The sequence below is a fragment of the Streptomyces sp. NBC_00271 genome (assembly GCF_036178845.1).
Classification (GTDB): Bacteria; Actinomycetota; Actinomycetes; order Streptomycetales; family Streptomycetaceae; genus Streptomyces.
Genome location: NZ_CP108070.1, coordinates 511,657 through 526,633 on the forward strand (window position 1 = coordinate 511,657; position 14,977 = coordinate 526,633).

General features: G+C 68.5%; 12 protein-coding genes, 1 tRNA gene and 1 pseudogene. 9 read left to right on the forward strand and 5 right to left on the reverse strand.

All coding sequences use genetic code 11. The annotated features are described in order from the left end of the window. Positions 1-323: 323 nt before the first annotated feature. The 3 genes from OG798_RS02745 to OG798_RS02755 all read left to right on the forward strand — a co-directional run bounded on the left by OG798_RS02745 (position 324) and on the right by OG798_RS02755 (position 2,642). Positions 324-482, forward strand: coding sequence for a helix-turn-helix domain-containing protein (locus OG798_RS02745; protein ID WP_323138787.1), 159 nt, complete (start codon positions 324-326; stop codon positions 480-482). A 715-nt stretch (positions 483-1,197) separates the two neighbouring features. Further along, positions 1,198-1,632 carry a hypothetical protein gene (locus OG798_RS02750; protein WP_183127625.1) on the forward strand — a complete coding sequence of 145 codons (435 nt, stop codon included), beginning with the start codon at positions 1,198-1,200 and terminating at the stop codon, positions 1,630-1,632. Then, positions 1,629-2,642 (forward strand): hypothetical protein, encoded by a 1,014-nt coding sequence (locus OG798_RS02755; RefSeq protein WP_328756105.1) that lies wholly within the window; start codon positions 1,629-1,631, stop codon positions 2,640-2,642. Before OG798_RS02750 ends, OG798_RS02755 begins: the two co-directional genes overlap by 4 nt. Before the next feature lie 504 nt (positions 2,643-3,146). Here the strand turns inward: OG798_RS02755 and OG798_RS02760 are convergent. Then, entirely contained in the window at positions 3,147-3,695 is a 549-nt protein-coding gene (locus tag OG798_RS02760) for a hypothetical protein (protein ID WP_328756107.1), read from the reverse strand. 158 nt (positions 3,696-3,853) lie between these two features. On the opposite strand from OG798_RS02760, the gene OG798_RS02765 reads away from it, so the two are divergent. Next, complete coding sequence (locus OG798_RS02765; protein WP_121417939.1) at positions 3,854-4,750, forward strand: LysR family transcriptional regulator; 897 nt, start codon at positions 3,854-3,856, stop codon at positions 4,748-4,750. 69 nt (positions 4,751-4,819) lie between these two features. Here the strand turns inward: OG798_RS02765 and OG798_RS02770 are convergent, their stop codons facing one another. Continuing rightward, positions 4,820-5,590: an oxidoreductase gene (locus OG798_RS02770; protein WP_267060310.1), complete on the reverse strand. Its 771-nt coding sequence runs from the start codon at positions 5,588-5,590 to the stop codon at positions 4,820-4,822. A 455-nt stretch (positions 5,591-6,045) separates the two neighbouring features. Between OG798_RS02770 and OG798_RS02775 the strand changes: the two genes are divergently transcribed. After that, the gene (locus OG798_RS02775) at positions 6,046-6,840 is read left to right on the forward strand and encodes an SDR family NAD(P)-dependent oxidoreductase (RefSeq protein ID WP_121417935.1); all 795 of its coding nucleotides are present in this window, start codon (positions 6,046-6,048) and stop codon (positions 6,838-6,840) included. Between the two features lie 172 nt (positions 6,841-7,012). Here OG798_RS02775 and OG798_RS02780 read toward each other — a convergent pair whose 3' ends face one another. After that, positions 7,013-9,784 carry a multifunctional oxoglutarate decarboxylase/oxoglutarate dehydrogenase thiamine pyrophosphate-binding subunit/dihydrolipoyllysine-residue succinyltransferase subunit gene (locus OG798_RS02780; protein ID WP_443053697.1) on the reverse strand — a complete coding sequence of 924 codons (2,772 nt, stop codon included), beginning with the start codon at positions 9,782-9,784 and terminating at the stop codon, positions 7,013-7,015. A 408-nt stretch (positions 9,785-10,192) separates the two neighbouring features. Here OG798_RS02780 and OG798_RS02785 point away from each other — a divergent pair, with 408 nt between their 5' ends. Next, positions 10,193-10,648: a DUF6884 domain-containing protein gene (locus OG798_RS02785; RefSeq protein ID WP_121417931.1), complete on the forward strand. Its 456-nt coding sequence runs from the start codon at positions 10,193-10,195 to the stop codon at positions 10,646-10,648. A gap of 24 nt (positions 10,649-10,672) precedes the next feature. Here the strand turns inward: OG798_RS02785 and OG798_RS02790 are convergent, their stop codons facing one another. Further along, a complete protein-coding gene (locus tag OG798_RS02790; protein WP_328756110.1) occupies positions 10,673-12,118 on the reverse strand; it encodes a carboxypeptidase regulatory-like domain-containing protein in 1,446 nt (481 codons plus the stop codon). A 562-nt stretch (positions 12,119-12,680) separates the two neighbouring features. Next, complete coding sequence (locus OG798_RS02795) at positions 12,681-12,947, reverse strand: hypothetical protein (RefSeq protein ID WP_097227174.1); 267 nt, start codon at positions 12,945-12,947, stop codon at positions 12,681-12,683. 296 nt (positions 12,948-13,243) lie between these two features. On the opposite strand from OG798_RS02795, the gene OG798_RS02800 reads away from it, so the two are divergent. From OG798_RS02800 to OG798_RS02810, 3 genes and pseudogenes are all read left to right on the forward strand, one after another. Continuing rightward, on the forward strand, positions 13,244-14,140 hold the full coding sequence (locus tag OG798_RS02800; protein WP_328756112.1) for a hypothetical protein: 897 nt from the start codon (positions 13,244-13,246) through the stop codon (positions 14,138-14,140). Between the two features lie 166 nt (positions 14,141-14,306). Beyond that, positions 14,307-14,772: pseudogene (locus tag OG798_RS02805) on the forward strand (transposase family protein); the annotation flags it as partial. A gap of 43 nt (positions 14,773-14,815) precedes the next feature. After that, a tRNA-Arg gene (locus tag OG798_RS02810) sits at positions 14,816-14,893 on the forward strand. The last annotated feature ends 84 nt before the right edge of the window (positions 14,894-14,977 follow it).

Here is a 14,977-nt window from a genome sequence, read left to right on the forward strand (position 1 = left end):
CGCGGTCGCGCGCGCTGCTGAGCGAGGACGACGCAGCCGAGCGCCTGTACCGCGAGGCGATCACCCACTTCACCAAGACCCGACTCCGGGTCGATCTCGCCCGCGCGCATCTGCTGTACGGGGAATGGCTGCGCCGCGAACGCCGCCGCAACGACGCACGCGAACAACTGCGCACGGCACACGGCATGCTGGAGATGATGGGCATGACAGCGTTCGCCGAGCGTGCCAGCCGCGAACTGCGGGCCGCCGGCGGAACCGCCCACAAGCGCACCGCCCCGGCCCGGCACGAGGAACTGACCGCCCAGGAAGGCCAGATCGCCCGGATGGCCCGAGACGGCCTGTCGAACCCGGAGATCGGCACCCGCCTGTTCATCAGCGCACGCACCGTCCAGTACCACTTGCGCAAGGTCTTCACCAAGCTCGGCATCACCTCACGCAGCCAGCTCGACCGGGTCCTGCCGAGCGGCCCTGGCGGCGCATGAGGGGACGTTCTAGAGACTTCGTGAGTGAAGAAATGCGCCCGGCGGAGGCGAGAAGTTCTTGTCATCGTGTCGGTCGGCGGCAGCGAGGCCGGATCGGTCTGCAGCGAGGCCCGGCTGACTGCCGTCATCGCCCCCTTCCCTACGGGGGCGATGACGGCGGCGTGGGCGCCTTCGATCAGGTCACGGTGATGGTGGCGGAAGGTGCTCCTTCTCCAGCAGCAAACACACGAAACACGGGATGAACCACCGCGCAATCTCCCCCGCAAGGTCCTGACTCCCGAGGGCAAGGCCGCTGGCCTCCACGGCACGGGTTCGTCGTCCGTGTTTGTGGCTGAGGTGGCCCATTGACACCCTCGATTCTCATGCGACACGGCTTCGCGACCGCTCGGAAAAGGGGATGGACCCTGAGCGGATCAAGTGCCATTCTCCCGATACAGCCAGATTTCGCGGTCACGGGGGAGAAATGGCGAATTGGCGGCGTGTGTCCCGTTGGAGTGTGACGCTTCTGCTGTGTGCCCCACTGCTCGCATGCAACAACGGGGGCGGGAACGGCGACGGATCGGGAACCAGCTCGGGTGGGGTGGCGCTCTCGTCCGGCGGCGGTGCGAGCACCGGCGGCGGAGGGGGAGTCGTGGGCGGCGGGGGCAGCTCGAACGGAGGTGGCGGCAACGGCGGTGGCGGCAATAACGGCGGCCCTGCCGGGAAAGGGTCGCCCATGAACCTGCCCAAGATCCATCAATTTGAGGGCGTCCCCCTGGGAGACGACCAGCAGGGTCGGGCAAACTGGGTAGTTCTTGAGGGCTACTTCAAACCGCAGTGCGGCGGCACGGTCTGCGTCAACCTCATACGCCAGCCGGTGTCCCACGAATTCGGACAGGACTGCGGCTTCGTCGAAGCCGTTCCCAGCAGGACGCCGTACTACCGGGGCGACCCCGTCTACATCCATGTGAAGGCACCCTGCCCACCCACCTCGTCCCCCGACGACTCCGCGGGAACGACATCCCAGGGCGGAGACAACGCCGGGCAGGACAACGGCGGTCAGGACGCCGGAACGGACGCCGGGCAGGACAACGGCGGTCAAGACGCTGGCACGGACGCCGGGATCGGGACCGATCAGGGTGCCTCGTCGCCGGCCACCACTCCCTCATGACGGACGCGGGGAGCGTCGAGGCGCTCCCCGGCATGCGTCGCTTCAGCGCGCTGTTCGGGGCGGTCATCGCGCCCACCAGCTTCATCACCGGGCTGCTCTACTACTTCGGCCTCAACCAGGCCTACTGGTTCTACGCCTACTTCGGTGTTGACGCGACGATGCTCGGCCTCGGCACGACCGACTACCTGGTCATCAGCGTGGACTCCCTGTTCGTACCCATGGTGGTGACGGCCGCCGCGGGTCTCGTCGCCTTCTGGGGCCATGACCTGCTGCGCACCCGCCTCGCCGCGGGCGGCCGTGTGCGGGTGCTGGTCGTCCTGGTCCCCACCCTCGCCGGCATCGGGGCTCTCCTCGTCCTCGGCGGCCTATGGAGCGTGCTCGACGACCGGTTCTTCCTGCGCGCCCACCTCACGGCGGCGCCGCTGAGCCTTGCCGCCGGAGTCGTCCTGCTGGCGTACACGCTGCAACTGCGTCGCCCCCTGCCAGTTGGCGCGTTCCGGCTCACCCGGCCGACCCCTGCGGATGACGACGCTGACCCTTCCGAAGCCGACCGGCCCGACGACGTACGCCCCCAACCTCGTCCTCCAGAGCCTCGCCCCGACCGCCCGGAGTGGGCGTCCGTCGCCGAATGGGCGGTCGTCTTCGTGCTCGTCGGCCTGAGTCTGATCTGGGCCGCGAGCGACTACGCCGCCGCCGTCGGCCGAGGCCGCGCCCAGCAGTTGGCATCCCAGCTGGCCACCTCCACTGCGGTCGTGCTGCGCAGTGAGCGCAGCCTCGGCATCGACGCCCCCGGCAGCCGCGAACTCCGCTGCCGCGACACCAAGTCGGCATACCCATACCGCTATGAAGGCATGGTTCTGGTCATCCAGTCCGCCGACCAATACGTGTTGTTGCCGCAGAGCTGGACGCCGGACACGGGAGTGGCTCTGGTCATCCCGCGTACCGACACGGTCCGCCTGGAGTTCGTGCCGTATGCCGCGCGCGGCACCCTCGGTCGCTCCACCTGTTGATCCCCGTATCTGCCCAGGGGGTGCCGATCACACAGCAGATCATGAGCCGCGGGGCGGCTGCGGCAAGAATGGGTACGTGGACAGCCCGGCCGTTGCCAACCATTGACACTTCAGCAGGTCAGCGGACGGATCCTCCGATTCGGTAGGCCCTGACCCGCGTCGAAGTTCGCGTACCCGGCGGGCGAGGGCACCACGTCGGCGAGCGGGTGCGGCGCAAGGCCAAGCGGCTCGCCAAGGAGCAGGGTTGCCGTTTCGCGGCGTTGCATGCGCTGAACGGCGCCCAGGCTACGTTCCAAGACCGGTCTCGGCCCTATGAGCGCGGTAACCCCGGTCACGAGCCTCGGTGTCCTGCCCACAGCGGCCCCCACCCGGTATCGCGTCGTCGGCGTGAGCAGCGCCATCGAACGCGCTTTGAACCAGGCACCGAGCCCGATGAAGCCACCTGCCGGCGTACGCCTTTGGATGATCCGCCTTGGATGCGCCACGGAATACAGGTGAAGGTGCTCAGGGTTGGATGGGCTGGCCGGGAGGTCGGCTGGGGTCGTAATGCGCGCGGGCGAAGGCGTCGTTCGCGGTGTGGACTGCGTCGGATTGCGGCGGTGCCGGCCAGACGGTCATGGAGTGTTCCTCGATGGGGGCGTCGCCTTCGTGCGCATCGCCTTCATCTCGCCCGCGTGCCTGTACGCGGACGCGGTACCAGCCTGCCCCGGCCGTAGCGAAGTTCCCGGCGTCCTCCACGACGTCTCCGCCCCACCGGAACAGCCGCAGAACGCCGCTCGTGCTGCAGATACTCACGTCCACCACGGTCTCCCACTCCTGCGCCGGCAGAGGTGGTTCACCCGCACACTGCTGGGTGGTCAGGCGTATCCAGCCGGTGTGCGTGCCCGCGAGCACCGTGAGGTGTTCTGGGCCTCCGGCCGCCAAGCTGTTTCCCGTGTAGATCCGCTCGACCGTGTCGGTGTCGTCGTATTCGGTGAGGAATTCGTCGCCCTGCAAGTAGTACTGCCGGTACGAGACGAACATGCGATCTGAAGTCCAACTTGTGTAGCGCATCCATCAGATCATGCCCTGCGCCACTGACAGCGCGACGCCATCTCCGTAGGGTCGGTGACGGACATGGAGTAAACACGCCGCCTCCCGTGTTGTCACACCTATTACGACGATTGCAGCGAGGTGGTCCGCGGGCCGCCGCAGGGAGGGGACGGGAGCCGATGAGCCTTCGTCAGTTCGAGTACGCCCTGGCCGTTGCCGAAGAGGGCTCGGTGACGGCGGCGGCAGAGCTGCTGCACGTCGCTCAACCGTCGGTGTCCCAGCAGATCCGCGGCCTGGAACGGGAACTCGGTGTGAAGCTGTTCGCCCGCACGCCGACCGGACTGGTACCCACCGTGGTCGGCCGCGCGTTCCTGCGGGAGGCGGAGGGCGCGGTGAAGGCGTCGCGGCGGGCGAGGGCGACGGCGCGGGCCGGTGCCGATGAGCTGGCGGGCGAGCTGGTGGTCGCGGTGCAGATGGGCTTTGGCACGCGACAACTGCCGGGCGCGCTGAACGCGCTCCGCCGCCGCTTCCCGCGGCTGGAGGTCACCGTCTTCGAGGAGCCGAGTTCCGCCGAACTGGAACAACTGGGGCGCCGGGGCGTGTTGGACCTCGCCCTGATGGCGGCGTGCGAGCAGAGCCCCGCCGACGCCCACCACCTCGGCGACGAGGAGTTCGTCGTGGTGCTGGGCGCCGGACACCGGCAGCTCGCCGCGGACCGGGTCGAGCTGCGCGAGCTGGAGGGCGAGCCGTGGGTGAGATTCGACCGCGACAGCGCGCTCGACGGCGTGCTGCTGAACGTGCTGCGGGACAACGGCCTGACCCCGACCACGGCCGCCCGCGTGTCCCAGACAGCGACGGCCGTGCGCTGGGCCGCCCACGGGCTGGGGGTGACGCTCGTCCCAGCCTCCACAGTGCCCCACGGTCACGAGCACCTCGCTCGCCCGGTGTTCCCCGTCGTGTCCCAGCCCGTCATCGCCGTGGTCCGGCAGAGCGCGGGCCCGGCGGAGACGGCCCTGCTCGAACTCCTGCGTCAGGAGACCTGGTCCGAATCGGCTTCCTTCTCACCGGTGTCGTGACGGCCGAGAAGGAGGCGGGCGCCGCTGAATTCTTCGTGTCGAAACTGGCGTTCCCGAATGCCGTCGGCGTCAACCCCTGGGGAATTCACCGCCGTCCACGACGAGATTACTCCCGGTCAGCCAGCCCGCCCGGTCGGACATGAGGAACAGCATCGCGTGGGCGATGTCGTCGGGCTGACCATCGCGCCCGAGCGGCGGGGTGGTGTTGTCCTGGGCCGGCCCCGCGTCCAGACGCGCCCACTGCTCCCGCGTTGCTTCACCGCCGGGGGTGGCGGTTCTGCCGGGAGACACGGTGTTGACCCGGATTCCGAACGGGGCCAGCTCCGAGGCCAGTCCCCGGCTGTAGGCCTCCAGCGCCACCTTCGCCGCCACGTAGTGCAGGAACGGTGGTGGCGTGAGGGTGACCGCAGCGGAGGAGACGTGCACGATCACCCCCGAACGCCGTTCCCGCATCCCCGGTGCCAGCAGCGAGTCCAGCCGCACCGACGCCAGGAAGTTCAGGTCCAGCGCGTCCTGCCACTCCTCGTCGGGGATGGCCACGGCGCCGGCGTGCGGTCCCGCCCCACCCGCGTTGTGGACCAGGATGTCCACCCCGCCGAGCACCTCCTGCGCGGCCGCGGCGAGCGCCTCCGCTCCAGCCCGTGTCCGCACGTCGGCCTCCACGAAAGTGGCCCCCTCCGGAACTGTGCTCGTCGCCGACCTGGCGGTCGTGAGCACCTCGGCGCCCGCGTCCACGAGTTGGCGCACGACGGCCGCTCCGATTCCGCGAGAACCACCCGTGACCAGGGCCCGCTTTCCCGCGAGTTCTCGCGTTCCCGACCCGTTCTCGATCGTGGTCATGCCACCGGTCCTCTCAATCATGTGTTCGTCCGCTCGACGGAAGAAGGATCGCCGTGCGCTGAGCGCGAATGTTCGGAGAATTCGCGGCCAGCACCTCGTCGAGCGGTTTCACGGTAGGTCCGGAATGGAACGACAGGCAAAGACGAAATATCAGCAGCTGCTATAGGGAATTCCTATGGCGCCCCGGCCCCGAGCCGGTGATCATGCGAGTGTCCAGGTCCCATGAATGCGGAGCGAATCCGCGCCCGCCCTGCACACTCCGCGCCACCGTGCCGGGGGGCCAGGATTCAGTCTTCGGCATGCATTTTCTTGGAGCGGACAGAGGACGCCGTCCATCCAGAAGCTGTCACCCGTACTGCCCCATCCCAGGGTTTCCGAACATGATCGGGTACTTCGAGGAGAAGAAGTGCCATGACGGCTGACAGCCGCCGAACCTGCGTCGGGAAGGAAAAGACATGCGCCTGGACCTCACGGGACGGACCGCGTTGGTGACGGGATCCACCCAAGGCATCGGAGCCGCGATCGCGGCCGGACTCGCCCGGGCCGGCGCCCGGGTTGGAGTCAACGGACGCGACCGGGGCAGGGTCGAGGAGTCCATCAAACAGCTCAAAGCCGACGTGCCGGACGGCGACTTCCTTCCGGTCACCGCCGATGTCACGTCCGAGGAGGGCGTCGTCGCCGCCCGGGAAGCCCTATCGGACGTCGACATCCTCATCAACAATCTGGGCATCTTCGGTGCCAAGGACCCGTTGGAGATCACGGACGACGAATGGCGTCGCTACTTCGAAGTGAACGTGCTGGCCGCCGTCCGTCTCACCCGTACCTACCTGCCGCAGATGATCCAACGGGGGTGGGGCCGCGTCCAATACATCGCCAGCGACTCTGCAGTGGTGATCCCCGCCGAGATGATCCACTACGGCATGTCGAAGACCGCCCTGCTCGCGGTCAGCCGTGGCTTCGCCAAGCATGCGTCAGGGACCCGCGTCACCGTGAATTCCGTCATCGCCGGCCCTACCCACACCGCTGGTGTGGAGGATTTCGTGTACCAACTCGTCGACCGTGACCTCCCTTGGGACGAGGCACAGCGAGCCTTCATGCGCGAACACCGCCCGCAGTCGCTGCTGCAGCGCCTGATCGAACCCGAGGAGATCGCCAACATGGTGGTCTACCTGAGCTCCGACCTGGCGTCCGCCACCACAGGCGGCGCACTGCGGGTCGACGGAGGGTACGTCGATTCCATCCTCCCCTAGGCCCTGCTCAAACGGCGCGGGACAGCGTTGAACAGCTCGTACTCAAACGCTCCGACCGCCACCTGCACCAGACAGCACCCCCGTTCCGTGTACCGGCCGTTGGTGCCCCTGTGATGGCGGGGTACCGGGCACGGCCGGGGGCCCGTCATCCGAACCGTTGGGGGCGGCACGGTCAGTGGAAGGCCGACCTCACGAGGTCCTGCTGTTCGCCGGCATGCCGGCGGGCAGAACCCACGGCTGGGGCCGGCGCCTGCGGGCGGCTGACGCATACGACGGGACGGCCCGCCGCCCGGTGCACATGGGGCCCCACGAAGGACCATGCACCTTGGTTCTCCGGCTCCTCCTGCACCCACCGCACCTCGGCCCCGGCGGGGAAACGGGCGAGTTCCGCGCCTAGTTCCTCCGTGGGGAACGGGTAGAGACGCTCCAGGCGGACGATCGCGGTGTCCGACAGACCGCCGCTTCGCCGATGGGCGTCCAGGTCGTAGAAGACCTTGCCCGAGCACACCAGCACGCGCCTGATCCGGGCGGTGTCCGCCGTCTCATCCGGTATGACCGCACGGAACGCGCCCATCGTGAACTCCGTCAGCCCGGAGGCAGCCACCTTCGACCGCAGCATCGACTTCGGCGTGAAGACGACCAGTGGCCTTCTGCGCTCGCCGAGCGCTTGCTGCCTGAGCAGATGGAAGTAGTTGCCCGGCAGGGAGGGCATGGCGACGGTCATGTTCCCCTGCGCGCAGAGCTGGAGGAACCGCTCGATCCTGCCGGAGGAGTGGTCGGGCCCCTGCCCTTCCAGGCCGTGCGGCAGCAACAGCGTCACCCCGGAGCGTTGGCCCCATTTCTGTTCGGATGACGCGATGTACTCGTCGATCACGGCCTGCGCTCCGTTGGCGAAGTCGCCGAACTGGGCCTCCCACAGCACCAGAGCGTCGGGCCGCGCCAGTGAGTAGCCGTACTCGAAGGCCAACGCGCCCAGTTCCGACAACATCGAGTCGTAGGGTGCGAAGTCGGCGGCCCGCGAGCCGAGGGAGCTCAGTGGCGTGTGCTCCGCGCCGGTGCGCCGGTCGGTGAGCACGGCGTGCCGTTGGCCGAACGTGCCACGGCGGGAGTCCTGCCCGGCCAGCCGCACCGCAACCCCGTCCAGCAACAGGGAGCCGATGGCCAGTGTTTCCGCGGTGGCCCAGTCGATCGTTCCCGCATCCAGCGTCGTGGTCCGCCTCTGGAGCTGCGGAAGAACGCGCGCGTGCACGGTGAAACCTCCCGGCACAGCGGTCTGGGAAGCGATCACCTGGCGGGCGGCGGCCTCCGTGATCGCGGTCGCCGCCACGGAGGCGGCCGCATGCTGAGCGTTCACGGGGTTAATGGCGTTCAGGTGGTTCACGGAGTTCACAGGCTTCGGGGAGAGGGGCACCGGACGCGCCCGGGTCTGGGTGAAGGCCCGTTCGAGATGCCCCTGATAGTCCCGCAGGGCACCTTCCACCTGCCGCTCGGTGATGTCTCCCCGGCGGACAAGCGCCTCGGCGTACAGCTTGCGCACCGAAGCCCTGGCGTCGATGCGGTCGTACATCGCCGGCTGCGTGATGGAGGGATCATCGACCTCGCTGTGCCCGTGGCGCCGATAGCAGATCAGATCGACGACGACGTCCTTGTGGAACGCCTGACGATAGTCGAAGGCCAGGCGCGCGACCCGGACCACGGCCTCGGGGTCGTCTGCGTTGACATGGAAGATAGGGGCCTGGACCGTCCGTGCCACGTCGGTGGCGTATGCGCTCGAGCGGCCGTTGGCGGGCGAGGTGGTGAAGCCGAGCTGGTTGTTGATGACGATGTGAACCGTCCCGCCGGTGCGGTAGCCGGGCAGCTGGGACATGTTCAGCGTCTCGAAGACCACGCCCTGACCGGCGAACGCGGCATCGCCATGGACGGCGATCGGCAGGACGGGGGCTTCCCCACCGTCTGCTGCCCTGTCCTGCTTGGCGCGCACCACCCCCTGGGCCACCGGCCCCACGAGCTCCAGATGCGAGGGGTTCGCCACCACGCAGACGGCGATCACTCCGCCGTCCAACGCACGGTAGGTCCCTTCCGCACCGAGGTGGTACTTCACGTCGCCTGATCCCTGGACCGACCGGATGTCCACCGCATCCTCGAACTCATCGAAGATCTCCGCGTAGGACTTGCCGATGATGTTGGCCAGCACATTGAGCCGACCCCGGTGTGCCATACCGATGACGGCTTCCCCCACCCCTTGCCCGATGCAGCGGAGCAGAAGAGCGTCGAGCAGCACGATCGCCGACTCGCCGCCTTCGAGCGAATACCGCTTCTGTCCCACGTACTTGGTCTGCAGGAATGTCTCGAAAGCCTCTGCCGCACCCAACCGGTAGAGAATCTGCAATTGTTCGGCGACGTCCGGCGGGGGCTGAGGCGATTCGATCCGCTGCTGGATCCAGCGGCGTTCTTGAGAGCTCTGGATGTGCATGTACTCGGTGCCGACGGTACGGCAGTACGACTCCTGCAGCGCATTCAGCACATCGTGAAGCGTCATGATGGCCTGCCCCGAGAACCCGTCGACGACGAACTCTCTTTGCAGGTCATCGTCCCGGAGCCCGAATGCCGTGAGCTCGAGTTCCGGATGCGCGGCCACCCGTCCTGCCGTGAGCGGGTCGGTATCGGCCACCAGATGTCCGCGGACTCGATACGCCTCGATGAGCGCGGCGACGCGGACTGCTTTGACGGCCGCGTCGTCCGTACTCTCCCGGGCGGTCGTCGCGCCGTCGCGCGCCTCTCGGCGGGCCGCGGGGATCGGGGAGGCGAACAACTCCCTCCAGGTGCGGTCGACCGAGCCGGGGTCGTGCAGGTATCGCTCGTACTGTTCGTCCACGAGCCATTCGTTGATGCCGAATTCCAGCCCGTGGAGTGCCGGCTGTCCGGCGCGTGATTGCGATGCCACTGGGTGGATCGCCTTCTTTCCTCATTCGGAGTGACCGATGACGGACACGTCCGGACCGCCCGGTCGTCATTCATCGTGCCTGCGGGCTTCACTTCCGCTGGGTATCCGTCGTGGGGCGAAACCGTCCGACCGTTTCGCACCACCGACGCTATGGCATAGCGGGAGCCGAGCAAGACACCCAGGAATGCCATAACGCCGTCACATCAGGACATCGCAGCAGTGCGGCGGCCTCCGCGTGGAATGCTTCCACGCACAGCCGAATCCTGATCATCGGCCGCCGCGCGCCCTGAGGTGAACAGCGGTTGCGGCACGCTCCGGCGGCGACACCAACCCCCGGATGAGACCCATACCAGGCGCGTACAGCGCCGACACCGCTGACGTCACACATGGACAGGCAGGACAACAGGCATGACAGCGAACGACTACCTCGACTGCTACCAACCCGAACTCGTCGTCATCCCGTGCGGCAGCCGCAAACTGGGCCGGCGCGCACGAGCGGCAGACCTGTATGTCGGCTCCTATCACCGTGCCTGCCGCAGGGCGGCTGACGCGCTGCGGCCCGACCGGCTGCTCATCCTCTCCGCGCGCTACGGCCTGCTCGACCTCGACGACGTCATCGACCCGTACGACACACCCCATGGCGCTGCCGACGCCATCACGGCCGAAGCCCTCCTGAAGCAGGCCACGGTGCGCGACATCGTGCTCCTCGACCCCGTTGTGGCCCTCGGCGGCGCCCGGCATGCCGGCCTCGTCCGCACCATCTGGCCCCACGCCCGCACACCACTGGCCGGGACACGCGGCATGGGTGAGCAAATGGCCCGGCTCGCCATGCTGCGCAAGGGACACGAACAGCGGCTGATGTGACACCGCAGGCTGCGACAGAGCCGTTCATCCCTCGTCGTGTGCCATTGTCAGATCAAAGGCGTCCTGGCCGGCCGCATCCAGGGTGAGGGATGCCTCCCGGGCCGGGTATCCCGCAACGACGACGGTGTACTGGTCGGCTTCGAGACCGGTGAAGGCGTACGAGCCGTCCTCGGCGGTGAGCGCGATGCCTACGACGTCGCCCGCCGGGTCCAGGAGGGTGACGCGGGCCTCGGACACCGGGCGGCCGTCCGTGGTGCTGCTGCGGACGGTGCCCCTGAGCACGGGCGCCACGCCGCGGCGCGCGTCAGGCTCGGCGGGCCGGCGGCGTGCGTGCTTGATGACGGGTCGGCGGCGCATGTGTCCGGCGGCGTAGCGCAGGGAGCGGCTCACCACCACCATCCAGGCGATGACCACCAGCACGTAGAGCACGACAGCCGCCCATGTGAACAGCTGCGATCCGGTCCGCGCCGCGAGAGCGCTCGTGGCGGTCACGCAGGCGCCCACCGGGAAGATGAAGGACCACCATGTGGGGGCGAAGGGCAGCCCGCCCCGGACCGTCCGTGCGGTCAGCCCCGCGGCGAGCGCCAGCCACAACATGGCGAAGCCCCATACCGACACTCCCCCCAGCAACGCGGCGACCGCGGCGCCTCGCGCGTAGGGCGCGGGCAACGCGCTCGGCGCCACCGCGGCCAGCGCGCCAACCGCCGTCACCGACTGGCCCAACGCCCCCAGGCCGATCCACACCGTGGGCACCACTGTTGCGGCAGGTACGTCGTGGTGCACCAGTCGCCCGTAGATCATGGCCAGCACCAGCAGCGCCGCGACGAAGCCGAGCCCCAGCATCGCGTAACACCCGAGCAGCAGGGCGAGCCGCAGTTGCCCGGCCGGTGCGTGGGGCACCAGCAGCGCGCCCGTCGCGGCGGAGACCATCGGCGGCACCACCGGCATCAGCCAGCCGCCGAACGCCGCGTCCGGCGCGAAGCGGTGCCGGGTGACCATCAGGTACGGCACCGTGCACGCTGTGACGAGACCGAGCACGGTACCGAGTGACCACAGCGCCCAGTCCAGACGCAGCGCTGCCTCGAGCCCGATCAGCCGCCGGCCCAACACCAGCGCCCCGGCGCCCACCGTGAGCAGCGCCACCGGCGGCGCGCCGAAGAACTGGGCCGCCACCGGATCAGCCGCGTGTACCCGCAGCGCCCGCTGCCTGAGATAGCCGACGGCCAGCAGGATCAGCAGCAGCGCGGCACCCAGCCACACCACCGTGGCGAAAGTCCGCAGCCCGGGAAGGCTCCCGGGCAGCGTGACCGCCGCGTTGGCGACGATGCCCGTGCCCATGACCGCCGCGAACCAACTGGGGCCGAATACCCCACGCGTGGTTGTGTCTGCGGCGGGCGGCAAAGGACGGGCGGACGAGGAGGAATTCATGGCCCAAACGTATGGCGGGGCTGGGGCGGCACCGCCGGTCATGTCCAGATGCGAGGGGCATGGAGCACATATCGAGCGACCGCCACAGCGCGGCAGTCCCTCAGGGCGCCTCAGCCGGCCGCGACCGTGTACCGGCCGGAATGGCGGCACCCCGGTCGCCCGACTGCCGACCGTGATTCCCGAGACCACGCGTGGCCCGTAAAGATCACCCTCCCCTGACAACTCGTCATTGTTCAGCGCCTGCCGCAATGATGGCTCACCGTGCGGGTCGTGTTCTGGTGCTGAGCAGCTGTTGCCATCAGCGGCGGCGAGGGCCGACAGTGCGGCGGCTGCCGAACGGAGCCTGTTGCGCAGACGGGCGGCGGTTCTTTGAACCCGGCTGCCGAACGCCGTCCGTCCTGGGGCCCGAGGAGGTCGCCGGAGCACTCGACCTCGACCTAGAAGGCCGCGAGGTCGTCGAACGGCTCGTCGCCACCGGCCGGTGGCAGCTGGGCGACCCCGAGGTCCTGGTCGTGCTGGACGCCGGACATGACGCACTCTCTCGCACCCCTTGGGGCGGACTCGACATGGCCGCGCGCCAGAAGGGCGCGTACGGGACCGCCGACTACTGCGGGGCCTGGCGGCACGCCTCGATTGCGACGGCGTCCGCCACCCCGGCCCGGGCCAGATCGCCGGCACAGCCGTTCTGGTCGCCCACCAGGCCGACGTAACACCCCATCCGGACGGCGTCCGTGACCTCGGTGCCCTGGTCCTGGACATAGTTCTCGCAGGCCCCGATGTCCGCGTGGGCGGCTGGTGCGGCGATGACGGTGCCGCCCAGGGCGAGGGCCAGGCCGGCGAGAACACTGGGAATACAAGCCGAACGACGCATGAGGATGCACCTGCTCTCTGGGTCGGATCACGCGGTCCTGGGCGCGCCGGACCGCGGGCGGGGGCGGCGGCGAGCGAACGCGAGAGACGGAATCCCCCGGGGATCGAGCACCACAGGGGTGGAGCAGGGGGTGTGTCGTGCCTGTCGTGCGGGTGGTGTGCGCTTCCTCCGAGACCCGATCGGCCCGGTATCGGCCACCCTCGCTCATTCGACGCTAGAGCACTCCGTACGCGCCCGCACTCCCGGAACGACGGATCCCGGCGCCCGTTCGCCGACACCGACGTCTTCTGAGCCGGATGCAAGTGATCGACAGGGAGCGGCGCGGCTGCTGCGGCACCGCCCCCGAGACGTGGCAGCGGGTCTTCCAGCAGCACTACACCTCACCGGCCAAAGCCCATCCTGCTCCGGGCGACACGGAACCGACCGCAGCAGACGAGTCGTGGGACGGGTTCTTCTACAGTGCCTGGCTCACGTACGCGCATCAGTACGGCGAGTACCCCGATGCAGCCGTCCTCGCGGCCTATGTGTTCCAGCGGGACGGCATCACCGGAGCCGGCGGCCAGCCCCTCACCGGCGAGGACCTGGGGGGCTTCGTCACGGTCTTCCAGGAACGCGAGTTTGGGAACGCTGAATCGCAGGCGGAAGAAACGCACCATGAAGCCGGCGAACAGGCGGCTCCAGCACCCGCCTCGGCCGAGACTGAAACCCAGCTGACATCCGCCAAGGTGGGAGCACAGGCCGCGGAGGGGAAGCAAGCCCTCCGGGTGAACGCTGCTATTGCCCATGAGGAGACCACGCCCGCGGAGGCGGCCGAGGAAAACGACCTCACCACCGTCGATCGCTACTACCTCGCGTGGGTGGAGCACCAGAAACAGCGCGGCACCGAACCCACGGACAAGCAACTGTCTGCCTACCTCGCCGAACAGGGCATACAGGGCCGCAGTGGAAAGCCGATAAGCCCGTCCACGCTCCGCAGATACCTCCTGTCCTTCCGCGCCTACAGTGTCTGGGCCAAGCACCGGATGCGCAATGAGACCCCTCAGGCCGACGCCGTTGCGCAGGACTGCGCAACGCGCGGCATCACCGCCCAGTACAACAACCCCATCACCCCCACCGACATCACGAAACAGGCCCCCGGCTTCGAGCGCCGCTGGAAAGCCCTCGCCCGACACCGAGCCGAGGCCCAGAGCTGATACCCCACTCGGCGCGCGCCTTGCTCATCAGCTGCCCCACAGGATGCGTAATTACCGAAACCCTGATCGGCTGCTGGTAGCCGCCTGCCTGGCGAGGTCTGTACGCTCACCGGCTCTGGTCCGTAGTCAGTGGTGACGTCGAGTAGCCGTCCGTGATCATGATCTTGTGATGGATATCAACTCCCTTATAGGCACGGTGTTTTCCGGACTGTCAGCGCTGGTCGTTGAGGACGTGGCGGAAGGCGGCGGCAGTCACGGCCCGCGCTCGGGATGCTGCCGTGCTGTGTCCGGTGTGCGGGACTCCGACGGCGAAAGTGCACGGGTATCACCACCGGACAGTGACGGACGTGCCGGTCGACGGCCGACAGGTCGTCGTCCGCCTGCGTGTACGGCGGCTGGTCTGTCCGGCCCTGGGTTGCTGGCGGCAGACCTTCCGGGAACAGATTGCCGGACTGCTGGAGCGCCACCAGCGCCGCACGGTGCGGCTTGCCTGGCAGATATCCCAGGTGGCACGGGAGTTATGCGGCAGAGCGGCCGCACGCCTCGCCGGCCTCCTCGCCGTGCCCGTGTCCCGCAGCACTGCGTTGCGCCATCTACGGCGCCTGCCGCTGCCGCAGCAGGCGGTCCCGCGGTGATCGTCTGTGGACTGGCCGGGCTATAAAGGCGGCACCTGGGGCCCCTGACCTGCTCAAACGCGTAAGACGCACGGGCCCTCCGGAGCCGTATGCGCAGGTTTGAATCCTGCCGGGGGTATGCGCTGCTCAAGGCGAATGCCAGCATGAAAGACCCAGGCGCCAGATCGGCCCGCCCTGGCTGACGACCTATACGAATTGTCTC